Source organism: Pseudomonas putida S13.1.2, assembly GCF_000498395.2.
In the GTDB taxonomy this organism is placed as follows: Bacteria; Pseudomonadota; Gammaproteobacteria; order Pseudomonadales; family Pseudomonadaceae; genus Aquipseudomonas; species Aquipseudomonas putida_Q.
Window position 1 is genome coordinate 73,978 of record NZ_CP010979.1, and the last position, 23,911, is coordinate 97,888.

The following is a 23,911-nucleotide window of genomic DNA, read 5'->3' on the forward strand; positions in this document are numbered from 1 at the left end:
GCTCACTCCACGAACAGGCAGGCGGGTTGTTCGAGCAGGCCACGCACGGCCTGGATGAACAACGCGGCGTCCATGCCGTCGACCACGCGGTGGTCGAACGAGCTGGACAGGTTCATCATCTTGCGCACGACGATCTGGCCGTCGATGACCACCGGCCGCTCAACCATGCGGTTGACGCCGACAATCGCCACTTCCGGCGTGTTGACCACCGGTGTGCTGACGATGCCGCCCAGGGCGCCCAGGCTGGTCAGGGTGATGGTCGAGCCCGACAGCTCTTCGCGGTTGGCCTTGTTGTTGCGCGCAGCGTTGGCCAGGCGCGAAATCTCGCCGGCATTGGCCCACAGGCTGCCCGCTTCGGCATGGCGCAGCACGGGCACCATCAGGCCGTTGTCACCCTGGGTGGCAATGCCGACATGCACCGCGCCATGGCGGGTGATGATCTGCGCTTCGTCGTCGTAGGTGGCGTTGATCTGCGGGAAGTCACGCAGCGCCACGACCAGGGCACGCACCAGGAACGGCAGCAACGTCAGCTTGCCGCGGCTGTCGCCGTACTTGCTGTTGAGCTGTTGACGCAGGGCTTCCAGGGCGGTGACGTCGATTTCTTCCACATAGCTGAAGTGCGCGACCCGGCGCTTGGCGTCCTGCATGCGCTGGGCGATCTTGCGGCGCAGGCCGATCACCGGCACCTGCTCGCTGTCGCTGCGCTTGGCATAGCCATTCGGCGCTTGCCCGGCTGCATGCTGCGGCTTGCTCATGAAGGCGTCGAGGTCTTCGTGCAGGATACGCCCGGCCGGGCCGCTGCCATGCACGTAACGCAGTTCGATACCGGTATCCAGCGCGCGTTTGCGCACGGCTGGCGAGGCCAGCGGCTTGTCGCCCGGCTGGCGCGCCACGATGGGCGCCGGCTCATGGTTGGCGGGTGCCTGGTACGGGGCCGGTTTTACGTCTTTGTGCGGCTCTGGCTTGGCTGCCACAGGGGCAGCAGGCACTTCGGCCGGCTTGGCTTGCGGCACATCCACATGGTTGCCGCTGCCTTCCACTTCAATGCGGATCAGCTCGCTGCCGACCGCCATCACTTCACCTGGCTGGCCACCCAGGGCCAGCACCTTGCCGCTGACCGGCGAAGGGATTTCCACAGTCGCCTTGTCGGTCATGACGTCGGCCACCACCTGGTCCTCGGCGATCATGTCGCCGACCTTGACGAACCATTCCACCAACTCGACCTGCGCGATGCCTTCGCCAATGTCCGGCATCTTGATGACGTGCGTGCCCATTCAGACCTCCATGACCTTTTTCAATGCCGCACCTACCCGCGATGGCCCTGGGAAATACGCCCATTCCTGTGCGTGAGGGTAGGGGGTGTCCCAGCCGGTGACGCGCTCGATCGGCGCCTCCAGGTGGTGGAAGCAATGCTCCTGCACCAGCGACACAAGCTCGGCACCGAAGCCGCAGGTACGGGTGGCCTCGTGCACCACCACGCAGCGGCCGGTCTTTTTCACCGACTCGACGATGGTGTCCAGGTCCAGCGGCCACAGGCTGCGCAGGTCGATCACTTCGGCATCCACGCCGCTTTCTTCTGCGGCCACCTGGGCCACGTACACCGTGGTGCCATAGGTGAGCACGGTCACGTCATTGCCCGGGCGGGTAATGGCAGCCTTGTCCAGCGGCACCGTGTAGTAGCCGTCTGGCACGGCACTGTGCGGGTGCTTCGACCACGGCGTTACCGGGCGGTCGTGGTGGCCGTCGAACGGGCCGTTGTACAGGCGCTTGGGCTCGAGGAAGATCACCGGGTCATCGCATTCGATCGAGGCAATCAACAGGCCTTTGGCGTCATACGGGTTGGACGGCATGACGGTGCGCAGGCCGCACACCTGGGTGAACATGGCTTCCGGGCTCTGGCTGTGGGTCTGGCCGCCATAGATGCCACCGCCGCACGGCATGCGCAGGGTCAGCGGGGCAATGAACTCGCCGGCCGAACGGTAACGCAGGCGCGCCATTTCCGAGACGATCTGGTCGGAGGCGGGGTAGAAGTAGTCGGCGAACTGGATTTCCACGACCGGGCGCAGGCCGTAGGCGCCCATGCCCACAGCGGTGCCGACGATACCGCTTTCGGAGATTGGCGCGTCGAACACGCGGGATTTGCCGTACTTGTTCTGCAGGCCTTCGGTGCAGCGGAACACGCCGCCGAAGTAACCGACGTCCTGGCCGTAGACAACCACATTGTCGTCGCGCTCAAGCATGACATCCATGGCCGAGCGCAGGGCCTGGATCATGGTCATGGTAGTGGTGGCCATGGCGGTTTCCGGGTTGATGCTGTTGTTGTGATCGTTCATCTCAAACCCCCAGTTCCTGGCGTTGACGGCGCAGGTGGTCGGGCATTTCCTTGTACACGTCCTCGAACATCGAGGCGGCGCTCGGGATGTGACCGTTGGCCAGGGTGCCGTACTGCTCGGCTTCTTTTTGCGCGGCAATGACCGCAGCCTCGAATTCGGCCGTGGTGGCCTGGTGCTCTTCCTCGGACCAGTGGCCGATCTTGATCAGGTGCTGCTTCAGGCGCACGATCGGGTCGCCCAGCGGGAAGTGGCTCCAGTCATCGGCAGGGCGGTACTTGGAAGGGTCGTCCGAGGTCGAGTGCGGGCCGGCACGGTAGGTGACCCACTCGATCAGGCTTGGGCCCAGGCCGCGGCGGGCGCGTTCGGCGGCCCAGCGCGAGGCGGCGTAGACGGCGACGAAGTCGTTGCCGTCAACCCGCAGCGAGGCAATGCCGCAACCCACGCCACGGCCGGCGAAGGTGGTCGACTCGCCACCGGCGATGGCCTGGAAGGTAGAAATGGCCCACTGGTTGTTGACCACGTTGAGGATCACCGGGGCGCGGTACACGTGGGCAAAGGTGAGGGCGGTGTGGAAGTCTGACTCGGCCGTGGCACCGTCGCCGATCCACGCCGAGGCGATCTTGGTATCGCCCTTGATCGCCGAAGCCATGGCCCAGCCGACCGCCTGCACGAACTGGGTCGCCAGGTTGCCGCTGATGGTGAAGAAGCCAGCCTCGCGTACCGAGTACATGATCGGCAACTGGCGGCCCTTGAGCGGGTCGCGCTCGTTGGACAGCAGCTGGCAGATCATCTCCACCAGCGACACGTCGCGGGCCATCAGGATGCTTTGCTGGCGGTAGGTCGGGAAGCACATGTCGGTGCGGTTCAGCGCCAGCGCCTGGCCGCTGCCGATGGCTTCTTCGCCCAGGCTCTGCATGTAGAAGGACATCTTCTTCTGGCGCTGGGCGACCACCATGCGGCTGTCGAAAATCCGCGTCTTGAGCATGGCGCGCATGCCTTGGCGCAGGATTTGCGGGTCGATGTCTTCGGCCCACGGGCCTTGAGCGTCGCCGTGCTCATCGAGCACGCGGACCAGGCTGTAGGACAGGTCGGCGGTGTCGGCAGCATCGACATCCACAGGGGGTTTACGGGCTTGACCTGCATCGTTGAGGCGCAGGTAGGAAAAATCGGTCTGGCAGCCTGGCCGGCCGGTGGGCTCGGGCACATGCAAACGCAGGGGGGCGTACTCGTTCATGCTTTTTACGCTCGCTCGGGTATTTGTTTTTGTGAGCTCTGAAGCGGCCGCCGCTGAACACCGGCTTGTGACTGGTAGGTCAGCGTCATCTACATCTTAGTGGCCCGGCAGGAGAATTTTTCTCTCAAGTTGATTGCCTTTGCCGAGCGGTGCAGATAAACATTCCGCATAAACACAAAAAACCGGTGATTTTGTCTCATGCGCAAACTCGATCGTACCGATATCGGCATTCTCAACAGCCTTCAGGAAAACGCCCGCATCACCAACGCTGAGCTGGCACGCTCGGTCAACCTGTCGCCCACGCCCTGTTTCAACCGGGTGCGGGCCATGGAAGAACTGGGGGTAATCCGCCAGCAGGTGACGTTGCTGTCACCCGAGGCGCTGGGGCTGGATGTAAACGTGTTCATCCATGTCAGCCTGGAAAAGCAGGTGGAGCAGTCGTTGCACCGCTTCGAGGAGGAGATTGCCGAACGGCCCGAGGTGATGGAGTGCTACCTGATGACGGGGGACCCGGATTACCTGTTGCGGGTACTGTTGCCGAGCATCCAGGCGCTGGAGCGGTTTCTCGATTACCTGACGCGGTTGCCGGGGGTGGCCAATATCCGCTCGAGTTTTGCCTTGAAGCAGGTGCGGTACAAGACCGCTCTGCCGTTGCCGGCCAATGGCATGACCTTGCGGGAATAGCTGGCTCATGTACCGGCCTCTTCGCGGGTGAACCCGCTCCCACAGGGACCCCACAAGTCTTGAAGACTATGCCGTACCTGTGGGAGCGGGTTTACCCGCGAAGAGGCCAGTACAGGTGTTTAAAGCGGGTGCTTGATATTTTAAACACCCCCAGCCTATGTTGTTGTCAGCGTACAACAACAAGGACAAGCGTCATGAGCACCGCTCAGCTTCAGGGCATCGATGAAATCGAATGCGTCACCCCCGACCTCAACGGCGTGCCGCGCGGCAAGGTGATGACCGCCGAGGGCTTCCTTGAAGGCCGCCGCCTGCAAATGGCCCGGGGGGTGTTGCTGCAATGCATCATGGGCGGCTACCCGCCGGCAAAATTCTACGGCAGCGACGACGGTGACCTGGCGCTGGTGGCCGCACCCAGCCAGGTCCATCGCCTGCCCTGGAGCAGCCACGGCCGCGCCCTGGCCATCTGCGATGCCAATGAACTGGATGGCCGGCCCTCGGCACTGTCCACCCGTGGCCAGCTCAAGGCGGTGATTGCCCGCTACGCGGCCCTGGGGTTGGCGCCAGTGGTGGCGACCGAACTCGAATTCTTTGTTTTTGCCCCCAACAGCGACCCGCAGCAGCCGTTTCAGCCTCCCGTAGGCAGCGATGGCCGCCGCGAGCTTGGCCATTCGGCGTTCAGTGTCAGCTCCAACAACGGCCTGCGCCCGTTCTTCCAAGAGGTGTACCAGTGCATGGCTGCGCTCGGCCTGCCCCGTGACACCTTCATGCACGAAATGGGCGTCAGCCAGTTCGAGATCAACCTGCTGCACGGCGACCCGCTGGTGCTGGCTGACCAGACGTTCCTGTTCAAGCACCTGCTCAAGGAAGTGGCGCTCAAGCATGGGCTGACCGTGGTGTGCATGGCCAAGCCGCTGGCGCGTACCCCCGGTAGCTCCATGCACATTCACCAGAGCCTGGTCGAAACAGGCAGCGGGCGTAACGTGTTCAGCGACGAGCAAGGCCTGCCGACCGACACCTTCCACCATTTCATCGGTGGCCTGCAGGCGTGCATGGCCGACTTCACGGCGCTGTTCGCGCCCAACGTCAATTCCTATCAGCGCCTGTGCCACCCCTATGCCTCGCCAAACAATGCCTGCTGGTCCGAGGACAACCGCGCTGCCGGCTTGCGCATTCCGGCCAGTGCGCCGGCAGCGCGGCGGGTCGAAAACCGCTTGCCCGGCGCCGACGCCAACCCCTACCTGGCCATCGCTGCCAGCCTGGCCGCAGGGCTGCACGGTATCGAGCAGCGCCTGCAACCTTCGCCGGCCATACAGGGCGAGTTCGAAGTGCCCGAGCACCTGAGCCTGCCGTGTACCCTGCATGCCGCGCTCGAACGGCTCAAGCGCAGCGCGCTGGCACGGGAACTGTTCGGCAGCGAGTTCATCGAAGGCTACATCGCCAGCAAAACCTTGGAGCTGACCGACTTCTACGACGAGATCACCCCGTGGGAGCGCCGGGTGCTGGCGGCACAGGCCTGATCGCGACACCACCTGCACCGGGCACGTCTGCGCCACGGCATTTTGCTGGCGGGGGCCTGCACTGACCGGCATTTGCCCTTATGCTGCTAGCACCTACCGCCACCTGACCAGGGAGCTTCTCGGTACGTATGCGAAATGTATGGAAGCCGTTTCAGTCGTTGTATTTCGCCGCGCTGATGATGTTGATCGGTTCGGGCCTGCTCAGTACCTACCTGGCCCTGCGCCTGGCGGCCGACCATGTCGACAGCCTGTGGGTGGGTGCGTTGATGGCGGCCAACTACTTTGGCCTGGCCGTCGGCGGCAAGGTCGGCCACCGGCTGATTGGCCGGGTAGGGCACATTCGCGCCTATGCCACCTGCGCCGGTATCGTCGGTGCGGCGGTACTTGGCCATGGCATGACCAGTTGGCTACCGGCCTGGGTCGGGCTGCGGATGATCGTCGGCCTGGGGATGATGTGCCAGTACATGGTCATCGAGAGCTGGCTCAACGAGCAGGCCGATGTGAAACACCGCGGTGCGGTGTTCAGCGGCTACATGATCGCCTCGTACCTGGGGCTGGTGCTCGGCCAGCTGATTCTGGTGGTGCACCCTGAGCTTGGCCCGGAGCTGCTGATGCTGGTGGCGATGTGTTTTGCCCTGTGCCTGGTGCCGGTGGCAATGACCCGGCGCATTCACCCGGCGCCCTTGCGCCCGGCACCGATGGAGCCGAAGTTCTTCATCAAGCGCGTGCCGCAGTCGCTCAGTACGGTACTGGGTTCGGGGTTGATCGTCGGCTCGTTCTACGGCCTGGCGCCTTTGTATGCCTCAAGCCAGGGGATGACCACCGAGCAGATCGGCCTGTTCATGGGTAGCTGCATTTTTGCCGGCCTGCTGGTGCAGTGGCCGCTGGGCTGGTTGTCTGACCGTTACGACCGGGCGGTGCTGATCCGCAGCGTGGCAATAGGCCTGGCGCTGGCTGCTGCGCCCTTGGCGATACTGCCCAGTGTGCCGCTGGAGTTGCTGTTCGGTTTCGGTTTCCTGATTTCGTTGCTGCAGTTCTGCCTGTACCCGCTGGCAGTGGCGTTTTCCAACGACCACGTGGAAAGCGAGCGACGGGTGTCGCTGACGGCCATGCTGCTGGTCACCTATGGCGTGGGCGCGTGCATCGGGCCCCTGGCGGCGGGCGTGCTGATGAAGGTGCTGGGCGCGCAGATGCTGTATGCGTTCTTTGTGTTCTTCGCCCTGGTGCTGGTGTGGCGCATTCGGCCGAAAGCGGTTACCGGGCTTCACCAGGTGCAGGATGCGCCGTTGGGTCACGTGGCGATGCCGGCGGCCGGTTCGCCCTTGTCGGCAGCGCTGGACCCACGTGTGGATGAGCAGACCGTACAGGACGTGATGCAGGCGCCGGTGGCGGCGGAAGATACCGAGGGTGAAGATAAAGGGGCTGAACAACAGGCAGCTGAACCGGAGGAGGTCAGCAAGTCGGTGTAAGCCTGTACCGGCCTCTTCGCGGGCTTGCCCGCTCCCACAGGTACCGCACAGTGCCTGAAATCGGTGCATTACCTGTGGGAGCGGGCAAGCCCGCGAAGGGGCCGGCACTGGAAGAACACAAATGAAAACGCCACCTCGATAGGTGGCGTTTTTGCATTCAGCCGATGATCAATAGTCGTCCTTGTCGAACCGCCGCGCCTCACGCTGCAGCTGGTACACAAAGCTCTCGACCTTGCGCTGTGCCTGCCCGCTCAGGTTATGGAAGCGCACGCCAGCGAAGGTGGTGTTGATGTGCTCTTCATAGTGCAGGTGACGCAGTTCGACCATGGTGTCCACCAGGCCCAGCGGGTTGCCCGCCTTGAAACGCTCGTACACCTGGCCCAGTTGCAGGCGGCTTTCCACGTCGCCTTCAAAACGCAGTTTGCAGCCGGTGGCCGAGATGTCCAGCAGCTTGCCACGCAGGGCGCCGTTACCCTTCAGGTGGGTGCCATCGAGGATGATGTCGACCAGTTGCGACAGCTTCAGCGCGGCGCGGAAGGCGTTGCGGCGCTGGTGGTAAGTCATTTCTTGCGGCATGGCACCGCTGTAGCAGCGGTGGCCGTCGACTTCGCTGATCTTCAGCGCGTGGTTGCATTCCCAGGCGATACGCACGCCATCGTGGAAGCCCTCAACCCGGAAGTGCTCGCCGTTTTCGATGAATTTCTCACCGTCGCGCGGGATCATCTCGTCCAGTGCCAGGGTGTTGCTTTCACGGTCCACGTGCACCACGTAGCTCTGGAAGCGCTGGCTGCGGTCATTGAAGGTGATGATCAGGGGGTCGTGGCTTTCCTGCAGTTGCCGCAAGTTGGCCGCAATCTCCAAGGGGGTGTTCAGCACCTTTGGCGGTTGCGGTGCTTCGGTTTCGTTGAACACGGCTTATCGTTCTCCAGGCAAAAGCGACACACGCAAGTAACGGCATTTTGCCAGTATGTTCCGTGCCTTGATAGAAAAATCACACTTGGCTGAGGGCCCGTGGCTTGGCCAGCAGCGAGGTGCTGCCGCGGCTGTCGTAGAGCGACGGCGAGTCGCCGCCCATGAGGATTCTGATCTGGTTGTTGGTGACATGTTGCTGCACCTGGATGATCCGGCCGTTGGTCTGGTTGACCTGCTGGCAGTCGTCCATCAGTTTCGACAGCATGTCCAGCCGCTGCAGCATCGCCTCGCCATGGGGCGATTGTGCGGCTACCGCTTGCACGCCAGTGCGATCGGCACTCAGGCCCAGGCTGCCGAGCAACTGGCTGCGGCGCTGGCCGTGCTGCTCGAGCAAGATGATCAGCGACTGCTTGCGCGCCAGGATTTGTTCCAGCAGCGGCATGTCGCGGCCATGCAGGGCGATCGCTTCTTTATTCAGAAGGTCGAGCAGTTCCTGCATTGGGGCAATGTCATCTTCGATCAGTTGCAGCAAGGTGGTGTCGTGCATGGCTAACTCTTGGCTTTTTTAGCGTCCGTGAAGTCAGCGCGCCGAACGGTCAGCGCTGGGCTTCGAAATCGAGCAGTTTGCTGGCGATCTTGCCGGCATCGACCTGATAGCTGCCGTCGGCGATCGCCTGCTTCAACTGGGCCACACGGGCGCTGTTGACCACGGGTTCGTCGCGCAGCTTGTCGCTGATCTTCTGCAACTGCTGTGCCTCTTGGCTGAGGTGTACCGCTTCTCCGCTGGCGTTGGTGCCGCTGGCTGCTTCCTGGCTGGCGGCCGGTTTTTCGGCGCTGCCGGGCGCGGTATTGCCGCGCACGCCGCCCGTGACGGACGGAGAGTTATTCAAACGACTGAAGTCGATGACCATGATCAGAAACCTCTGGGTATTTGGACGCTTGCCTTGTTTTCGGCCAACCCGAAAGAAACTTTAGGCACAAATGCTTGGCCGCCTGTCAGCAAGCTCGCCAACCCGTTCTCTGACACAGTTTAGGAAAAGCGGTTCCTGACTGCCAGCGCAATCTGTGGCGGGCTACATGCTCACCTCGACCTGGCCCGGGCCAGTCACCCTGGCCTTGACCACCCGTTTGGAATTCAGGTTGCGTACCCGTATCTGTTCGCTCAGGCCGCCCTTGCTCAAGGCCTCGCCCGGCATGCGCACGCTGAGGCTGCCGCTGCGGGCGATGATCACTACCTGGTCGCCCTTGCGCACCACCTCGGCCTGCTCCAGGTGCTGCGGGGTAAGCACCTGGTCGATGACCGTGGGGCGCAGCATCTTCATGCCCACCGCCTGGTCCAGTTCGGTCAGAAAACCCTGGCCAAGGGTGCCCACATCGCGCTCGCGCAGGGCCACGTCGCCTTCGCCCACCGTGTTGTCACGCTTGAGCGGGCGGGTGACCACCACCACGTCGCGGAACAACCGCACCGTGGCCGGGACAAACACCGTCCACGGCGCTGCGCTGTCGCAGCGTACCCGTACTGTCACCCGGCCAAGCGGCAGGGCGGGGCTTTCCAGCGAAGCGTCCAGCTGCTGGCTGCACAACGGCATGCGCAGGCGTGGGTCCAGCGGGTTGACCTGGATTTCATAACGGCCGGCGGTCTGGGTGGTGGCCAGGTAATCTTCGACGGTGAATTCAAGAAACCCTTGGGTGACACCGATAAGCTGTTCAGGCAAGGTGAGCGCGTCCGCTACCGTGCGAACGCCGGGCGCCAGCAGGCACAACGTGGCCAGCGAGCCAGTCAGCAGGCGCGTCAATCGTCGGAAAATTGTCGTTTTCGTATGCATGACGCTCAAAAAAGCAAAGCCCGTGCCGACTCGTAACCTGAGTTGCAACGAAAGGCTGAAAGATTAAGGAGTCTGGCATGGCGGGTGTTATGGATTCGGTCAACCAGCGCACGCAGCTGGTGGGGCAGAATCGCCTGGAATTGCTGCTGTTCCGCCTCAATGGCGAACAGCTATACGGCATCAACGTGTTCAAGGTCAGGGAAGTGCTGCAATGCCCTGCGCTGACCCTGCTGCCCAAGGCGCACCCGGTGGTGCGTGGCGTTGCCAACATTCGCGGGGCGACCATCCCGATCCTCGACTTGTCGATGGCCACCGGGATGCGCCCGCTGCAGGAAGAGACGCGCAACAGCTTCGTGATCATCACCGAGTACAACACCAAGACCCAAGGCTTCCTGGTGCACTCGGTGGAGCGCATCGTCAACATGAACTGGGAAGAGATCCACCCGCCACCCAAGGGCACCGGCCGTGACCACTACCTGACTGCGGTCACCCGGGTGGACAACCGCATGGTCGAGATCATCGATGTGGAGAAGGTGCTGGCCGAAGTGTCGCCGTCGTCCGAGTCGGTATCGGCTGGGGTGATCGATGCCGAGACGCAGGACAAGGCCGTGCTGATGCGGGTGCTGACCGTGGACGATTCGTCGGTGGCGCGCAAGCAGGTCAGCCGCTGCCTGCAGACCGTGGGGGTGGAGGTCGTGGCACTCAACGATGGCCGCCAGGCCCTGAACTACCTGCGCCAGCTGGTGGATGAGGGCAAAAAGCCTGAAGAAGAGTTCCTGATGATGATCTCGGACATTGAAATGCCGGAAATGGACGGCTATACGCTAACGGCGGAGATCCGCAGCGACCCGCGCATGCAAAAATTGCACATCTGCCTGCATACTTCGCTTTCCGGGGTGTTCAACCAGGCAATGGTCAAGAAGGTCGGCGCCGATGACTTTCTGGCCAAGTTCAAGCCGGACGACCTGGCCCAACGGGTGGTCGACCGGATCAAGGCAGCGCATTGAAGCAGCCGGGGGCAGGCCCCCGGCACCAGTGATTGAAAAGAGGCGGCAAGAGTGTCTACGGGTAATTTGGATTTCGAACAGTTCCGGGTATTCCTGGAGAAAGCCTGTGGCATCCTGCTGGGCGAAAATAAGCAGTACCTGGTTTCCAGCCGTCTCAACAAGCTGATGGAGCAACAGGGCATCAAGAGCCTGGGCGAACTGGTGCAGCGCATCCAGGCCCAGCCACGCGGTGGTTTGCGTGAGCAGGTGGTGGATGCGATGACCACCAACGAGACCCTGTGGTTTCGCGATACCTACCCGTTCGAAGTGCTGAAGAACAAGGTGATCCCCGAGTTCATCCGCAACAACCCTGGCCAGCGCCTGCGCATGTGGTCGGCGGCTTGTTCGTCGGGGCAGGAGCCGTATTCCATCTCGATGGCCATCGACGAATTCGAGCGCAGCAACCTTGGCCAGTTGAAGATGGGCGCGCAGATCGTTGCCACCGACCTGTCCGGCACCATGCTCACCAACTGCAAGACAGGTGAGTATGACAGCCTGGCCATTGCCCGCGGCCTGTCCCAGGAGCGTCTGCAGCGCTACTTCGACCCCAAGGGGGCGGGGCGCTGGGCGGTCAAGCCGGCGATTCGCAGCCGCGTCGAGTTCCGCTCGTTCAACCTGCTGGACAGCTATGCCAGCCTGGGCAAGTTCGACATCGTGTTCTGCCGCAACGTGCTGATCTACTTCTCGGCGCAGGTGAAGCGGGACATCCTGCTGCGCATTCACAGCACCCTGAAGCCGGGTGGCTACCTGTTCCTGGGGGCTTCGGAAGCGCTGAACGGGTTGCCGGACCATTACCAGATGGTGCAGTGCAGCCCGGGGATCATCTACCAGGCCAAGTAATCAAGAGGGCCGGCAGCGAAAACTGCCGGCCTTTTTGCTGTCTGTGCCGGCCTCTTCGCGGGTAAACCCGCTCCCACAGGTACCGCACCAGATTCGAAAACTGTGCAGACCCCTGTGGGAGCGGGTTCACCCGCGAAGGGGCCGGTACAGGGCAAACACTGACGTCAATTTTTTGGTTTGCCGCTTTTGCCGCCCGGCAATTGCCGCTTTCGCCGCCCAGGGCGGAAGGCCTTTGCCGCTTTTCTGGCATCACCCTGACAGCACTGTGCCTCGTAGCCCCGTATTTGTGGGCTTTGCATGGGTTGGCACAGCCCTTGCTATACCTTGCTCAACGAAATTCCGGTCAACCTCTGAAGGTTTCCCCGACATGAGCATCAGCTTCGACAAGGCGCTTGGTATCCACGAAAAGGCCATGGGCTTCCGCGCCCAGCGCGCCGAAGTGCTGGCCAACAACATCGCCAACGCCGACACGCCCAATTACAAGGCGCGTGACATGGACTTCGCCTCTGTGCTGGCCGCCGAAAGCGACAAGCAGCAAAGCGGCCGTTTCGCCATGGACCGCACCAATAGCCGCCACATCGAAGCCGAAGGCCTCGCCATTGCGGGCGACGATACCCTCAAGTACCGCACGCCGCTGCAGCCGTCGATCGACCAGAACACCGTGGACGCGCAGATCGAGCAATCGAACTACACCGAAAACGCCATTGGCTTCCAGGCCAGCTTCACCTTGCTCAACAGCAAATTCAAAGGGCTGGTATCGGCCCTGCGGGGAGAATGACCATGTCCCTTTCCAGTGTCTTCAACATTGCCGGTAGCGGCATGAGCGCGCAAAACACGCGCCTGAACACCGTTGCCTCCAACATCGCCAACGCCGAAACCGTCTCTTCGAGCATTGACCAGACCTACCGCGCCCGCCACCCGGTGTTTGCCACCACCTTCCAGGATGCGCAAGCCGGCGGCAGCCAGTCGCTGTTCGAAGACCAGGGCGAAGCAGGGCAGGGCGTACAGGTAAAAGGCATCGTCGAGGACCAGAGCACCCTGGAAGCACGCTACGAGCCAAACCACCCGGCGGCGAACAAGGACGGCTACGTCTACTACCCGAACGTCAACGTGGTCGAGGAGATGGCAGACATGATCTCTGCCAGCCGTGCGTTCCAGACCAACGCCGAGCTGATGAACACGGCCAAGAGCATGATGCAGAAAGTCCTGACTCTGGGGCAGTGATAGGAAGCCGACATGACCACTACCAATTCCACCACCGATGTCGGTAGCGCATACCTGACTTCGCTGCAAAAACAGCAGAGCAAGAACAGCGACAGCACCGGTGCCGCCGGCAGCGCGCTGGGCAAGGACGCGTTCCTGCAGTTGCTGGTTACCCAGATGCAGAACCAGAACCCCCTCGATCCGCAGGAAAACGGCGAATTCGTCGCCCAGCTGGCGCAGTTCAGCAGCCTTGAAAGCATGCAGTCGCTGAATGATGCGGTGACCTACATTGCAACAGGGTTGCAGTCCTCCCAGGCCCTGCAGGCCTCGTCGCTGGTAGGGCGCAATGTGATTGTGCAAACCGACAAAGCCGTGGTCGACACCAGCAAGGACATGAAAGGCTCAGTAAACCTGACGTCGTCCAGTACCTCTACTTCGGTGGGGATCTACAACAAGGACGACAAGCTGGTGCGCACCATCGAGCTGGGTACCCAGAAGGCTGGCAGCATCGACTTCACCTGGGATGGCCTGGACGATGACGGTGAAGTCGCGGCCGCCGGTACCTACACCTTCAAAGCCACAGCCTCGATCGATGGCACGGCCACCGCCATGACCACCAACCTGCCGGCCTCGGTTACCAGTGTGACCATGGGTTCCAACGGTTCGGAGATGACACTCAACCTGGCCGGGCTGGGCAGTGTTGCGCTTTCCAAAATCCAAAGCATCGGCATCTAGGGCCTGAGCAAAACGACAGGAGTTTCACATGTCTTTCAATATCGGCCTTAGCGGCCTCTATGCAGCAAACAAGGCCCTGAACGTCACCGGCAACAACATTGCCAACGTTGCCACCACCGGCTTCAAGTCGTCGCGTGCCGAGTTCGCCGACCAGTATTCCAACTCCGTTCGTGGCACCAGCGCCGGCAAGACAGTGATCGGCACCGGGGTAAAGACCGCCGCGGTTTCGCAACTGTTCACGCCAGGCAATATCAATTCAACCGGCCAGGCACTGGACATGGCCATCGATGGCAACGGTTTCTTTGCCTTGAACGATAACGGTTCGAAGATCTACACCCGTGCTGGCGCGTTCTACAGCGACAAGGCAGGTTATGTGGTGAACTCTTCGGGTGCCAACCTGCAAGGTTATGCAGTGGGCGAAGACGGCAAGCTCATTCAGGGCGTGCTGACCAACCTGCAGATCGACACCTCCAACCTGACGCCGAAGCCGACCAGCCTCATCACCGAGAAGATCAACCTCAACTCGGGCGCAACCGCCCCTTCGGTAACGCCGTTCGACCCCGCCAACGCCAGTTCCTACAACTTCACGTTCAACACCCCGGTGTACGACAGCCAGGGCAACGAACACCAGATGAATCAGTACTTCATCAAGGATGACACGACCAACACCTGGTCGATGCACACCACCATCGATGGCCGTAATCCGGAAAACCCGGCGTCGACCACACCGTTGGTCAACGCGGTGCCGTTCAAGTCCGATGGCACGCTGAACAAGGATGCGATGACGGCAGGCGCGGTCACGGGCGGCCTGGCCATTGGTGAAGACAAGATATTCCAGCTCAACAACTGGATCCCGGCGCAGAAAAATGCCGCTGGCGAGTGGTCGGCCAATGGCGCCATCGCCAATGCCGACGGTGTGAAGCTGGACATGCTGGGGGCTACCCAATACAACGCGTCGTCCGCAGAAATTGCCAAAACCCAGGATGGTTTCGCCACGGGTGAGCTTTCGGGGCTGAGCATCGACCAGAACGGCTACCTGTTTGCCAGCTTCACCAACGGCAAGGACAAGGTGATTGGCCAGGTGGCGATTGCCAACTTCGCCAACCTGCAGGGCCTGACGCCGATTGGCGGCACCAACTGGAAAGAGTCCTACGCCTCGGGCGTGCCGGTGATCGGCGCCCCGGACACCGGTACCCTGGGCCAGATCTCGGGTGGTGCGCTGGAGGACTCCAACGTCGACCTGACCGGCGAGCTGGTCAACCTGATCAAGGCTCAGAGCAACTACCAGGCCAACGCCAAGACCATATCTACCGAAAGCACCATCATGCAGACCATCATTCAGATGACCTGATGGTCGTCTGCTAGTGTGGTTTTGTCTGTAATTGGGGCTGCATTGCAGCCCATCGCCGGCAAGCCAGCTCCCACTGGAGGTTGCAATCCTCTGTAGGAGCTGGCTTGCCGGCGATGGGCCGCAGAGCGGCCCCAGGTTCATCAAGGTTCACGCCCATGAAACGGCTAATGCTTACCGCCCTCCTGGCCATGGCCTTACCGCTGTCGGCTGCTCCCGCCCCGTTCTATCTCTGGCAAAGCCTGGTGACCGGCCGCTACATGTGCTCGGCCAACAAGCTGGGCGAAGGCTGGGTGCGCCATTCGGGCCCCTACAACAACGCTGCCTGCCGCAGCCACTAGCCAACCTTTGCCGCAGGCGGCAAACATCCGCCGACAAACTGACGTTTGTTGCCCCTTGCCGGGCTGAAACCCCCGTAAACAGGCGGTTTAAGACTTGGTTCGATTATTGCTTCGGACCTGCCCAGTGACAGCGCGGCAGCGACGCGCAGAGGAGATACTGTGGACAAGTTGCTTTATGTGGCCATGACCGGCGCCAGCCAGAACGCGCTGGCGCAAAAGGCCCACGCCAACAACCTGGCGAACATTTCCACCAACGGTTTTCAGCGCGACCTGGAACAGGCGCGTTCGATGCCGGTGTTCGGTGACAGCTTTCCGGCGCGCGCCTTTGCCATGACCGAACGCCCGGCCACCGACTTCAGCGAAGGCCCGTTGGTCGAGACGGGTCGTGACCTGGATGTTGCCGTGACCGGCAAGGGCTTCATCGCCGTGCAGGCACCGGACGGCAGCGAAGCCTACGTGCGTACCGGCAGCCTGAACATCGACGCCCTCGGCGTGCTGCGTGCCGGCAACGGCATGCCGGTGATCGGCAACGGTGGCCCTATTGCCATCCCGCCGGAGCAGAAGGTTGAGGTCGGCGCCGACGGCACCCTCAGCATTCGCTCCATGGGTGAAGACCCGCGGGTGATGGCCGAGGTCGACCGCATCAAGCTGGTCAACCCGGACACCAAAGGCCTGACCAAAGGCCTGGACGGTCTGATCCACACCACCTCTGGCCAGCCGGCCGACGCCGACGTCAACGTGCGGGTGGTGGCGGGCTTCCTGGAAGGCAGCAACGTCAACGCTGTCGAGGAAATGACCTCGGTGCTGGCGCTGTCCCGCCAGTTCGAACTGCACGTCAAGATGATGAACACGGCCAAGGAAGGCGACGAAGCCATGGCTCGGGTTTTGCAAATCGGCTAATCACTTTTGAACGGGTGCCGTAAAACAGGCGCACGAGGAGAAACAACATGCTTCCGGCTCTTTGGGTCGCTAAAACCGGCCTGTCCGCCCAGGACACCAACCTGACGGTCATTTCCAACAACCTGGCCAACGTTTCCACCACCGGCTTCAAGCGTGACCGTGCCGAGTTCGCAGACCTGCTCTACCAGATCAAACGTCAGCCTGGTGCGCAGTCGACCCAGGACAGCGAGCTGCCTTCGGGCCTGCAGGTCGGTACCGGTGTGCGCATTGTCGGCACCCAGAAGAGCTTCGTCGCCGGCAGCCTGCAAACCACCGAGAACCCGCTGGACATGGCGGTCAACGGCCGTGGCTTCTTCCAGATCCTGCAGCCGGACGGCACCGTGTCGTACACCCGTGACGGCACCTTCCACCTGAACTCCGACGGCCAGATCGTCACCGCCAACGGCTACGCCCTCGAGCCTGCCGTTGTCGTGCCGAACGACGCGCAAACCTTCACCGTCGGCCAGGACGGCACCGTATCGATCACCACCGCCGGCAACCCGGCGGCGCAGGTGATCGGCAACATCCAGACCGCCGACTTCATCAACCCGGCCGGCCTGCAGGCCATCGGCGACAACCTGTTCCTGGAGACTGCCGCCAGTGGCGCGCCGCAAGTCGGCACCCCGGGCCTGAACGGTTTCGGCACCACCCAGCAGCAGACCCTGGAAAACTCCAACGTCAGCACCGTGGAAGAGCTGGTGAACATGATCACCACCCAGCGCGCCTACGAGATGAACTCCAAGGTCATCTCCACCGCCGACCAGATGCTGTCGTTCGTGACTCAACAGCTCTAAGCCCTGTCGCTTCGTTACACCCGTGAGGTATGCACCATGAATCGTCTGTTGTCCGTGTTCGCCCTGGGGGGGGCGGTGTTGCTGGCAGGTTGCGTCGGTCCGACGCCCAAGCCCAACGACCCGTACTACGCGCCGGTACTGCCGCGCACCCCGTTGCCGGCAGCGGCCAACAACGGTTCCATCTACCAGGCCGGCTTCGAGCAGAACCTGTACAGCGACCGCAAGGCGTTCCGGGTGGGTGACATCATCACCATCACCCTTAACGAGAAAACCTCGGCCAGCAAGAACGCAGGTTCGCAGATCCAGAAGAACAGCAAGGCCGACATCGGCCTGACCTCGCTGTTTGGCAGCACACCGAACACCAACAACCCGTTTGGCGGCGGTGACCTGTCGCTGGAGGCCGGCTACAACGGCGAGCGCGCCACCAAGGGCGACAGCAAGGCCACCCAGGGCAACACCCTGACCGGTTCGATTACCGTGACCGTGGCTGAGGTGCTGCCCAACGGCATCATCGCCGTGCGCGGCGAGAAGTGGCTGACACTGAACACCGGCGAAGAGCTGGTGCGCATTGCCGGCATGATCCGCGCCGATGACATCGCCACCGACAACACCGTGCCGTCCACCCGTGTGGCCGACGCGCGCATCACTTATTCCGGTACCGGCTCGTTCGCCGATGCCAGCCAGCCCGGATGGCTGGACCGCTTCTTCATCAGCCCGCTTTGGCCTTTCTGAGTACGGATGACCATGTTCAACGTGAGGCAGCTGATTGCCGCAACCCTGCTCCTGTCCTGTGCCTTCGGTGCGCAGGCAGAGCGCCTGAAGGACATCGCCAGCATTTCTGGCGTGCGTTCCAACCAGTTGATCGGTTACGGCCTGGTGGTGGGGCTGAACGGCACGGGTGACCAGACCACCCAGACACCGTTTACCCTGCAAACCTTCAACAACATGCTGTCCCAGTTCGGCATCAAGGTGCCGGCTGGCTCCGGCAACGTGCAGCTGAAGAACGTCGCGGCGGTGTCGGTGCATGCCGACCTGCCGGCGTTCGCCAAGCCCGGCCAGGTGGTGGACATTACCGTGTCGTCGATCGGTAACTCCAAGAGCCTGCGTGGCGGCAGCCTGCTGATGACCCCGCTCAAGGGTATCGACGGCAACGTCTACGCCATCGCCCAGGGCAACCTGGTGGTGGGTGGCTTTGACGCCGAAGGCCGTGACGGCTCGAAGATTACCGTCAACGTTCCGTCGGCCGGCCGCATCCCGGGTGGTGCCAGTGTCGAGCGGGCCGTGCCGAGCGGCTTCAACCAGGGCAATACCTTGACCCTGAACCTCAACCGACCCGACTTCACCACCGCCAAGCGCATCGTCGACAAGGTCAACGACCTGCTCGGCCCAGGTGTGGCTCAGGCGGTGGACGGTGGTTCGGTGCGGGTCAGTGCGCCGATGGACCCCAGCCAGCGCGTGGATTACCTGTCGATCCTCGAAAACCTCGAAATCGACCCGGGCCAGGCGGTGGCCAAGGTCATCATCAACTCGCGCACCGGCACCATTGTCATCGGCCAGAACGTCAAGGTGTCGCCTGCGGCGGTGACCCACGGCAGCCTGACCGTGACCATTACCGAAGACCCGATCGTCAGCCAGCCGGGGGCCTTCTCCAATGGCCAGACGGCCGTGGTACCCCGCTCGCGGGTGAACGCCGAGCAGGAAGCCAAGCCGATGTTCAAGTTTGGCCCGGGCACCACGCTGGATGAGATCGTCCGTGCGGTGAACCAGGTGGGCGCAGCGCCCGGCGACCTGATGGCCATCCTCGAAGCCCTGAAACAGGCCGGCGCCTTGCAGGCCGACCTGATCGTGATCTGAGGACGGCGCCGATGAATATCAAAAGCCAGGTCTCCGGCAGTGCCGACAGCGGCGCCTATACCGACCTCAACCGCCTGAGTGCCCTCAAGCACGGCGACCGCGACAGCGAAGCCAACGTGCGCAAGGTGGCCCAGGAGTTCGAGTCGCTGTTCATCAGCGAAATGCTCAAGGCCTCGCGCAAGGCCAGCGACGTGCTGGCCGATGACAACCCGATGAACACCGAAACGGTCAAGCAGTACCGCGACATGTACGACCAGCAGCTGGCCGTGAGCATGTCCCGCGAAGGTGGCGGTATCGGTCTGCAGGATGTGCTGGTGCGCCAGCTGACCAAGGGCCGCAGTGCGTCGATCAACACCAGCCCGTTCCCGCGTGCCGACGGCAGTGGCCCGGCGCTGTGGGGCAACAAGGTGGCAGAGCCGGTGCATGCCACGGACTCTTCCACCACCCGCAACGACGTCGCCGCGCTCAACTCGCGGCGCCTGGCCTTGCCGAGCAAGCTGACCGACCGCCTGCTGGCTGGCATCGTGCCGGCCGCCGCCACTGCCAATAGCGCCGCCGTGCCTGCCCGTGACGGCCAGCAAGTGGCCAAGGCCTTCGCTGTGCCGGACAACGGCCTGCGCATTGTCGGCCGCGCCGTGGCCCAGCCGCCGCTGGCGCCGAACAAGGCCTTTGCCGACAGTGACGAATTCGTCGCCACCATGCTGCCGATGGCCGAGCAAGCCGCCAAACGCATTGGTATCGACCCGCGCTACCTGGTGGCCCAGGCCGCACTGGAAACCGGCTGGGGCAAGTCGGTAATGCGCAATACCGATGGCAGCAGCAGCCACAATCTGTTTGGCATCAAAGCCAGCGGTAACTGGCAGGGTGAGCAGGCACGGGCGATCACCAGCGAGTTCCGCGATGGCCAGTTCGTCAAGGAAACCGCGGCGTTCCGCAGCTATGACTCGTATCAGGACAGCTTCCACGACCTGGTAAACCTGCTGCAGGGCAATTCTCGCTATCAAGATGCGCTGGCCTCGGCCGATAACCCAGAGCAGTTTGCCAGAGAGCTGCAAAAGGCAGGTTATGCGACCGACCCAGGCTATGCGAAAAAGATCATCAGCATCGCCCAGCAAATGCAGACAACCCCGCAGTACGCCATGGCTGGCAGAACCACGAATCTATAAAAGGACTAAATCATGTCGAGCCTGATTTCGATCGGCCTGAGTGGCCTGAATGCCAGCCAGGCGGCATTGTCGGTAACCAGTAACAACATCGCCAATGCCGCGACCAGTGGCTATTCGCGCCAGCAGACGCAGCAGGTAGCAGGCCCTTCGCATAACATCGGTGCTGGCTTCCTGGGCACCGGGACCACGCTGGCGGATGTGCGCCGCATCTACAGCTCCTACCTGGACAACCAGCTGCAGACCGCCACGTCGCTGCAGGCCGATTCGGTCACCTTCCAGGACCAGATCACCAGCGTCGACAAACTGCTGGCCGACCGCGACACCGGCATCAGCTCGGTGCTTACCGCGTTCTTCTCGGCCCTGCAGACCGCAGCGGCCAAGCCCGGCGACGTCGCCTCGCGGCAACTGCTGCTGACGCAGGCGCAAACCTTAAGCAACCGTTTCAATGCGGTGAGCACCCAGCTGACCCAGCAGAACGCCACGATCAACTCCCAGCTCGATACCATGGCAGGGCAGGTGAACAAGCTCACCGCCAACATTGCCGAGTACAACAAGCAGATCACGGCGGCCAGCGCCTCCGGCAATACCCCCAACAGCCTGCTGGATGCGCGCAGCGAAGCCGTGCGCCAGCTCAATGAGCTGGTCGGGGTGACGGTGCAGGAGCGTGACGGCAACTACGATGTGTACCTGGGCAGCGGCCAGTCGCTGGTCACCGGTACCAAGGCCAACACCCTGTCGGTGGAGCCAGGTGTGGCCGACAAGAGCCAGGTCAGCCTGCGCATCAACTATGACTCGTTCAGCTCGGACGTGACCTCGGTGGTTTCCGGTGGCGCGATTGGCGGCCTGCTGCGTTATCGCCAGGACGTGCTGACGCCGTCGATGAACGAACTCGGTCGTGTGGCCCTGGTGGTCGCCGACAGCATCAACAGTCAGCTGGGGCAGGGCCTGGATGCCAATGGCCAGTTCGGCAGCTCGCTGTTCTCCAGCATCAACAGCGCCACCGCCATTGCCCAGCGCAGCCTGGCCTCGTCGAACAACAGTGCCGGCTCCGGCAACCTGGATGTGACGATTGCCAACAGCGGTGCGCTGACCACCTACGACTACGAGGTGAAGTTCACCAGCGCCAACCAGTACAGCGTGCGCCGTTCCGACGGCACCGACATGGGCAGCTTCGACCTGAATGCCGACCCGGCCCCCGTGATCGATGGTTTCAGCCTGGCGTTGAAAGGCGGTGGCCTGGCAGCCGGCGACAGCTTCAAGGTCATCCCCACCCGCGCCGCCGCCGGTAGCATTGCCACCACCCTCACCGATGCCAACAAGCTGGCCTTTGCCGGGCCGGTCAGTGCGACTGCGGGGAGTGGCAACAGCGGGACTGGCACTATCACCCAGCCTACGCTGGGCGAATCGCTGGATATCTATGGCGGTGCAGACACCGCATTGATCCAGCAGTCGATTCGCGACTCGATGCCGGTGCGCGTTGTGTTCGACGCCGCCAGTGGCGGTGCCCAAGGCTACAAGCTGTTCGATGCCAAGGGCACCCAGATCGGCACCGGCAGCGTGGTGCCGGGTGCCGACAACAAGCTGACAGTGACCGTGCCGATGCTCGATGCGGCCGGCGACCCGATTCTCGATGGCAGCGGCAACCCGCGCACCTTCAGTGTCGAAACCACCATCGGCGGCAGCCCGGCAGCCAATGACAGCTTCACCCTGGCGTTCAACGCCGATGGCAAGGCCGACAACCGCAACGCCACGGCACTGCTCGATCTGCAGACCAAGTCGACGGTGAACACCGGGTCCGGCGGCGGTACCAGCTTCACTTCGGCCTACGCCTCACTGGTCGAGCGCGTAGGTGCCAAGGCCAACCAGGCGTCCATCGACAGTACCGCGACCGAGGCGGTGCTCAAGTCCGCCAGCGAAAGCCGCAGCGCGGTGTCCGGGGTCAACCTGGATGACGAAGCGGCCAGCCTGGTCAAGTTCCAGCACTACTACACGGCGTCGTCGCAGATCATCAAGGCGGCGCAAGAAACCTTCAGCACCCTGATCAATGCCTTGTAAGGAGTAGACTCTCGTGCGTATTTCCACTGCTCAGTTCTATGAGGCCAGCGCCAGTAGCTACTCCAAGAACTTCTCCAGCATGAACAAGACCAACGATCAGGTCACGTCGGGTATCCGTATCCAGACCGCCGCCGATGACCCGGTCGGTGCTGCGCGCCTGCTTTTGTTGCAGCAGCAGCAGTCGCTGCTGGACCAGTACAGCGGCAACATCAACACCGTGAGCAATGCGCTGTTGCAGGAGGAGAGCGTGCTCTCCACCATCAACGACGCCATGCAGCGCGCCAGCGAGCTGGCGATCCGTGCCGGTGGCGCCGGGGTCACCGACTCTGACCGCGTGGCCATCAGCACCGAGCTGAAAGAGATCGAGGCCAACATCTTCGGTTTGCTCAACTCGCGCGATGCCAACGGCGACTACATGTTCGGCGGCTCCAAGAGCACCACGCCACCCTATGTGCGCAATTCCGATGGCACCTACAGCTACCACGGTGACCAGACCCAGCTGAGCCTGCAGGTGTCTGACACCCTGAACCTGGCCACCAACGACACTGGCTTCAGCATCTTCGATTCGGCCAGCAACAAGAGCCGCACGCAGTCGACCCTGCTGGTGCCGGCGACGGACGATAGCGTGGTCGGGGTGTCGTCAGGCCTGCTGACCTCGAGCACCACCTACAACAACAGCTTCACAGCAGGCCAGCCCTACAAGCTGACCTTCACCAGCGCGACTCAGTACACCATCACTGACGCCAGCGGCAAGGACATCACCTCGGAAACTGCCACCAACGGTACCTTCGACAGCAAGACCGAAGGCGCCAACCGCATTGCCCTGCGTGGTGTGGAGTTCGAGATCACCGTTACCCTGGAGGAGGGCGCCGATGCCGACGCAGCCGTGGGCGGTCGCGAGTTTTCCCTGGGGGCACGCCCTGACTCGTTCAATGCCACCCGTAACGGCAGCAACACCTCCAGCGCACAGGTCACCAGCAGCAACGTGACCGACGAAGCGGCCTATCGCAGCACCTTCCCAAGCAATGGTGCGGTGATCAAGTTCACCGGCCCAGGCTCTTACGAGTTCTACGCCCAGCCGCTGACGGCCGACAGCAAGCCGGTCGCCAAGGGTGCCTTTACGGCGCCTTCGTTGACAGTGGCCGGGGTGACCTACCAGGTGTCCGGGTCGCCGGAGGCGGGTGACCAGTTTGCGGTCACGGCCAATACCCACCAGAACCAGAACGTGCTGGAAACCCTGAGCCAGCTGCGTGCGGCCCTGGACACGCCGGTGACCGGTGCCGGGGCGGCCAACGCGCTGAAGGACGCGGCGGCCTCGGCAATTGCCAACCTGGCCAGTGCCCGTGAGCAGGTCGATATCACCCGGGGTTCGATCGGTGCCCGTGGCAACTCGCTGGAGATCCAGCGCCAGGAGAACACCAGCCTGGGCCTGGCCAACAAGACTACCCAGAACGCCATCGGCAACACCGACATGTCGCAGGCGGCCATTACCCTGACCTTGCAGCAGGCCATGCTGGAGGCGTCGCAACTGGCCTTCTCGCGCATTTCGCAGCTGAGCCTGTTCAACAAACTCTGATCTGCCTTGCTGAGCACCGGGGCCGCTGTGCGCCCCTTC

The 23,911-nt window shown here is 62.6% G+C and carries 24 protein-coding genes; 17 read left to right on the plus strand and 7 right to left on the minus strand.

The features are described from left to right. Positions 1-2 precede the first annotated feature (2 nt). From N805_RS00370 to N805_RS00380, 3 genes are read right to left on the minus strand one after another with little or no spacing between them, the layout of a single operon-like run. A complete protein-coding gene (locus N805_RS00370; RefSeq protein WP_019471382.1) occupies positions 3-1,274 on the minus strand; it encodes a dihydrolipoamide acetyltransferase family protein in 1,272 nt (423 codons plus the stop codon). Continuing rightward, complete coding sequence (locus N805_RS00375) at positions 1,275-2,333, minus strand: alpha-ketoacid dehydrogenase subunit beta (RefSeq protein WP_016488476.1); 1,059 nt, start codon at positions 2,331-2,333, stop codon at positions 1,275-1,277. Position 2,334: 1 nt separating this feature from the next. Then, the gene (locus N805_RS00380; RefSeq protein WP_019471383.1) at positions 2,335-3,567 is read right to left on the minus strand and encodes a 3-methyl-2-oxobutanoate dehydrogenase (2-methylpropanoyl-transferring) subunit alpha; all 1,233 of its coding nucleotides are present in this window, start codon (positions 3,565-3,567) and stop codon (positions 2,335-2,337) included. A 198-nt stretch (positions 3,568-3,765) separates the two neighbouring features. Here N805_RS00380 and bkdR point away from each other — a divergent pair, with 198 nt between their 5' ends. The 3 genes from bkdR to N805_RS00395 all read left to right on the plus strand — a co-directional run bounded on the left by bkdR (position 3,766) and on the right by N805_RS00395 (position 7,237). Then, positions 3,766-4,251 carry a Bkd operon transcriptional regulator BkdR gene (gene bkdR, locus N805_RS00385; RefSeq protein WP_012273540.1) on the plus strand — a complete coding sequence of 162 codons (486 nt, stop codon included), beginning with the start codon at positions 3,766-3,768 and terminating at the stop codon, positions 4,249-4,251. A 275-nt stretch (positions 4,252-4,526) separates the two neighbouring features. After that, complete coding sequence (locus N805_RS00390; RefSeq protein ID WP_177313755.1) at positions 4,527-5,768, plus strand: glutamine synthetase family protein; 1,242 nt, start codon at positions 4,527-4,529, stop codon at positions 5,766-5,768. A 128-nt stretch (positions 5,769-5,896) separates the two neighbouring features. Further along, complete coding sequence (locus tag N805_RS00395; RefSeq protein WP_019471385.1) at positions 5,897-7,237, plus strand: MFS transporter; 1,341 nt, start codon at positions 5,897-5,899, stop codon at positions 7,235-7,237. Between the two features lie 168 nt (positions 7,238-7,405). Here N805_RS00395 and N805_RS00400 read toward each other — a convergent pair whose 3' ends face one another. The 4 genes from N805_RS00400 to flgA form a co-directional block, all read right to left on the minus strand. Beyond that, positions 7,406-8,149, minus strand: a complete 744-nt coding sequence (locus tag N805_RS00400; protein WP_019471386.1) for a flagellar brake protein — start codon at positions 8,147-8,149, stop codon at positions 7,406-7,408. A 79-nt stretch (positions 8,150-8,228) separates the two neighbouring features. Continuing rightward, on the minus strand, positions 8,229-8,696 hold the full coding sequence (locus N805_RS00405; RefSeq protein WP_019471387.1) for a flagella synthesis protein FlgN: 468 nt from the start codon (positions 8,694-8,696) through the stop codon (positions 8,229-8,231). A gap of 49 nt (positions 8,697-8,745) precedes the next feature. Continuing rightward, complete coding sequence (gene flgM, locus N805_RS00410) at positions 8,746-9,060, minus strand: flagellar biosynthesis anti-sigma factor FlgM (protein ID WP_019471388.1); 315 nt, start codon at positions 9,058-9,060, stop codon at positions 8,746-8,748. A 162-nt stretch (positions 9,061-9,222) separates the two neighbouring features. After that, positions 9,223-9,975, minus strand: coding sequence for a flagellar basal body P-ring formation chaperone FlgA (flgA, locus tag N805_RS00415; RefSeq protein WP_019471389.1), 753 nt, complete (start codon positions 9,973-9,975; stop codon positions 9,223-9,225). Positions 9,976-10,052: 77 nt separating this feature from the next. Between flgA and N805_RS00420 the strand changes: the two genes are divergently transcribed. The 14 genes from N805_RS00420 to N805_RS00485 all read left to right on the plus strand — a co-directional run bounded on the left by N805_RS00420 (position 10,053) and on the right by N805_RS00485 (position 23,872). Continuing rightward, positions 10,053-10,982, plus strand: a complete 930-nt coding sequence (locus N805_RS00420) for a chemotaxis protein CheV (RefSeq protein ID WP_019471390.1) — start codon at positions 10,053-10,055, stop codon at positions 10,980-10,982. Between the two features lie 51 nt (positions 10,983-11,033). Then, on the plus strand, positions 11,034-11,861 hold the full coding sequence (gene cheR, locus N805_RS00425; protein ID WP_019471391.1) for a protein-glutamate O-methyltransferase CheR: 828 nt from the start codon (positions 11,034-11,036) through the stop codon (positions 11,859-11,861). A 367-nt stretch (positions 11,862-12,228) separates the two neighbouring features. Then, the gene (gene flgB, locus N805_RS00430) at positions 12,229-12,639 is read left to right on the plus strand and encodes a flagellar basal body rod protein FlgB (protein WP_019471392.1); all 411 of its coding nucleotides are present in this window, start codon (positions 12,229-12,231) and stop codon (positions 12,637-12,639) included. Positions 12,640-12,641: 2 nt separating this feature from the next. After that, positions 12,642-13,085 (plus strand): flagellar basal body rod protein FlgC, encoded by a 444-nt coding sequence (gene flgC / locus N805_RS00435; RefSeq protein WP_026034446.1) that lies wholly within the window; start codon positions 12,642-12,644, stop codon positions 13,083-13,085. 12 nt (positions 13,086-13,097) lie between these two features. Then, a complete protein-coding gene (gene flgD / locus N805_RS00440) occupies positions 13,098-13,799 on the plus strand; it encodes a flagellar hook assembly protein FlgD (protein ID WP_019471394.1) in 702 nt (233 codons plus the stop codon). Positions 13,800-13,827: 28 nt separating this feature from the next. Next, positions 13,828-15,150, plus strand: coding sequence for a flagellar hook protein FlgE (gene flgE, locus N805_RS00445; protein ID WP_019471395.1), 1,323 nt, complete (start codon positions 13,828-13,830; stop codon positions 15,148-15,150). Positions 15,151-15,317: 167 nt separating this feature from the next. Next, on the plus strand, positions 15,318-15,488 hold the full coding sequence (locus N805_RS00450) for a hypothetical protein (protein ID WP_019471396.1): 171 nt from the start codon (positions 15,318-15,320) through the stop codon (positions 15,486-15,488). A gap of 159 nt (positions 15,489-15,647) precedes the next feature. After that, on the plus strand, positions 15,648-16,388 hold the full coding sequence (locus tag N805_RS00455; RefSeq protein WP_019471397.1) for a flagellar basal body rod protein FlgF: 741 nt from the start codon (positions 15,648-15,650) through the stop codon (positions 16,386-16,388). 47 nt (positions 16,389-16,435) lie between these two features. Beyond that, a complete protein-coding gene (gene flgG / locus N805_RS00460; protein ID WP_012273525.1) occupies positions 16,436-17,221 on the plus strand; it encodes a flagellar basal-body rod protein FlgG in 786 nt (261 codons plus the stop codon). Positions 17,222-17,257: 36 nt separating this feature from the next. Beyond that, the gene (gene flgH, locus N805_RS00465; protein ID WP_016488460.1) at positions 17,258-17,953 is read left to right on the plus strand and encodes a flagellar basal body L-ring protein FlgH; all 696 of its coding nucleotides are present in this window, start codon (positions 17,258-17,260) and stop codon (positions 17,951-17,953) included. 12 nt (positions 17,954-17,965) lie between these two features. Continuing rightward, entirely contained in the window at positions 17,966-19,075 is a 1,110-nt protein-coding gene (locus N805_RS00470) for a flagellar basal body P-ring protein FlgI (protein ID WP_025753854.1), read from the plus strand. A gap of 11 nt (positions 19,076-19,086) precedes the next feature. Continuing rightward, a complete protein-coding gene (gene flgJ, locus N805_RS00475) occupies positions 19,087-20,241 on the plus strand; it encodes a flagellar assembly peptidoglycan hydrolase FlgJ (protein ID WP_019471399.1) in 1,155 nt (384 codons plus the stop codon). Between the two features lie 12 nt (positions 20,242-20,253). Then, complete coding sequence (flgK, locus tag N805_RS00480; RefSeq protein WP_019471400.1) at positions 20,254-22,296, plus strand: flagellar hook-associated protein FlgK; 2,043 nt, start codon at positions 20,254-20,256, stop codon at positions 22,294-22,296. Between the two features lie 13 nt (positions 22,297-22,309). Continuing rightward, the gene (locus tag N805_RS00485; protein WP_019471401.1) at positions 22,310-23,872 is read left to right on the plus strand and encodes a flagellar hook-associated protein 3; all 1,563 of its coding nucleotides are present in this window, start codon (positions 22,310-22,312) and stop codon (positions 23,870-23,872) included. The last annotated feature ends 39 nt before the right edge of the window (positions 23,873-23,911 follow it).

Coding starts and splice junctions, on each gene's coding strand:
- flgE (WP_019471395.1), top strand. CDS start 13,828: ATGTCTTTCAATATCGGCCTTAGCGGCCTCTATGCAGCAAACAAGGCC.
- N805_RS00420 (WP_019471390.1), top strand. CDS start 10,053: ATGGCGGGTGTTATGGATTCGGTCAACCAGCGCACGCAGCTGGTGGGG.
- N805_RS00450 (WP_019471396.1), top strand. CDS start 15,318: ATGCTTACCGCCCTCCTGGCCATGGCCTTACCGCTGTCGGCTGCTCCC.
- N805_RS00390 (WP_177313755.1), top strand. CDS start 4,527: ATGACCGCCGAGGGCTTCCTTGAAGGCCGCCGCCTGCAAATGGCCCGG.
- N805_RS00395 (WP_019471385.1), top strand. CDS start 5,897: ATGCGAAATGTATGGAAGCCGTTTCAGTCGTTGTATTTCGCCGCGCTG.
- N805_RS00380 (WP_019471383.1), bottom strand. CDS start 3,567: ATGAACGAGTACGCCCCCCTGCGTTTGCATGTGCCCGAGCCCACCGGC.
- flgK (WP_019471400.1), top strand. CDS start 20,254: ATGTCGAGCCTGATTTCGATCGGCCTGAGTGGCCTGAATGCCAGCCAG.
- flgJ (WP_019471399.1), top strand. CDS start 19,087: ATGAATATCAAAAGCCAGGTCTCCGGCAGTGCCGACAGCGGCGCCTAT.
- flgM (WP_019471388.1), bottom strand. CDS start 9,060: ATGGTCATCGACTTCAGTCGTTTGAATAACTCTCCGTCCGTCACGGGC.
- N805_RS00405 (WP_019471387.1), bottom strand. CDS start 8,696: ATGCACGACACCACCTTGCTGCAACTGATCGAAGATGACATTGCCCCA.
- N805_RS00470 (WP_025753854.1), top strand. CDS start 17,966: ATGTTCAACGTGAGGCAGCTGATTGCCGCAACCCTGCTCCTGTCCTGT.
- bkdR (WP_012273540.1), top strand. CDS start 3,766: ATGCGCAAACTCGATCGTACCGATATCGGCATTCTCAACAGCCTTCAG.
- flgG (WP_012273525.1), top strand. CDS start 16,436: ATGCTTCCGGCTCTTTGGGTCGCTAAAACCGGCCTGTCCGCCCAGGAC.
- N805_RS00370 (WP_019471382.1), bottom strand. CDS start 1,274: ATGGGCACGCACGTCATCAAGATGCCGGACATTGGCGAAGGCATCGCG.
- flgH (WP_016488460.1), top strand. CDS start 17,258: ATGAATCGTCTGTTGTCCGTGTTCGCCCTGGGGGGGGCGGTGTTGCTG.
- flgB (WP_019471392.1), top strand. CDS start 12,229: ATGAGCATCAGCTTCGACAAGGCGCTTGGTATCCACGAAAAGGCCATG.
- N805_RS00375 (WP_016488476.1), bottom strand. CDS start 2,333: ATGAACGATCACAACAACAGCATCAACCCGGAAACCGCCATGGCCACC.
- flgC (WP_026034446.1), top strand. CDS start 12,642: ATGTCCCTTTCCAGTGTCTTCAACATTGCCGGTAGCGGCATGAGCGCG.
- flgD (WP_019471394.1), top strand. CDS start 13,098: ATGACCACTACCAATTCCACCACCGATGTCGGTAGCGCATACCTGACT.
- flgA (WP_019471389.1), bottom strand. CDS start 9,975: ATGCATACGAAAACGACAATTTTCCGACGATTGACGCGCCTGCTGACT.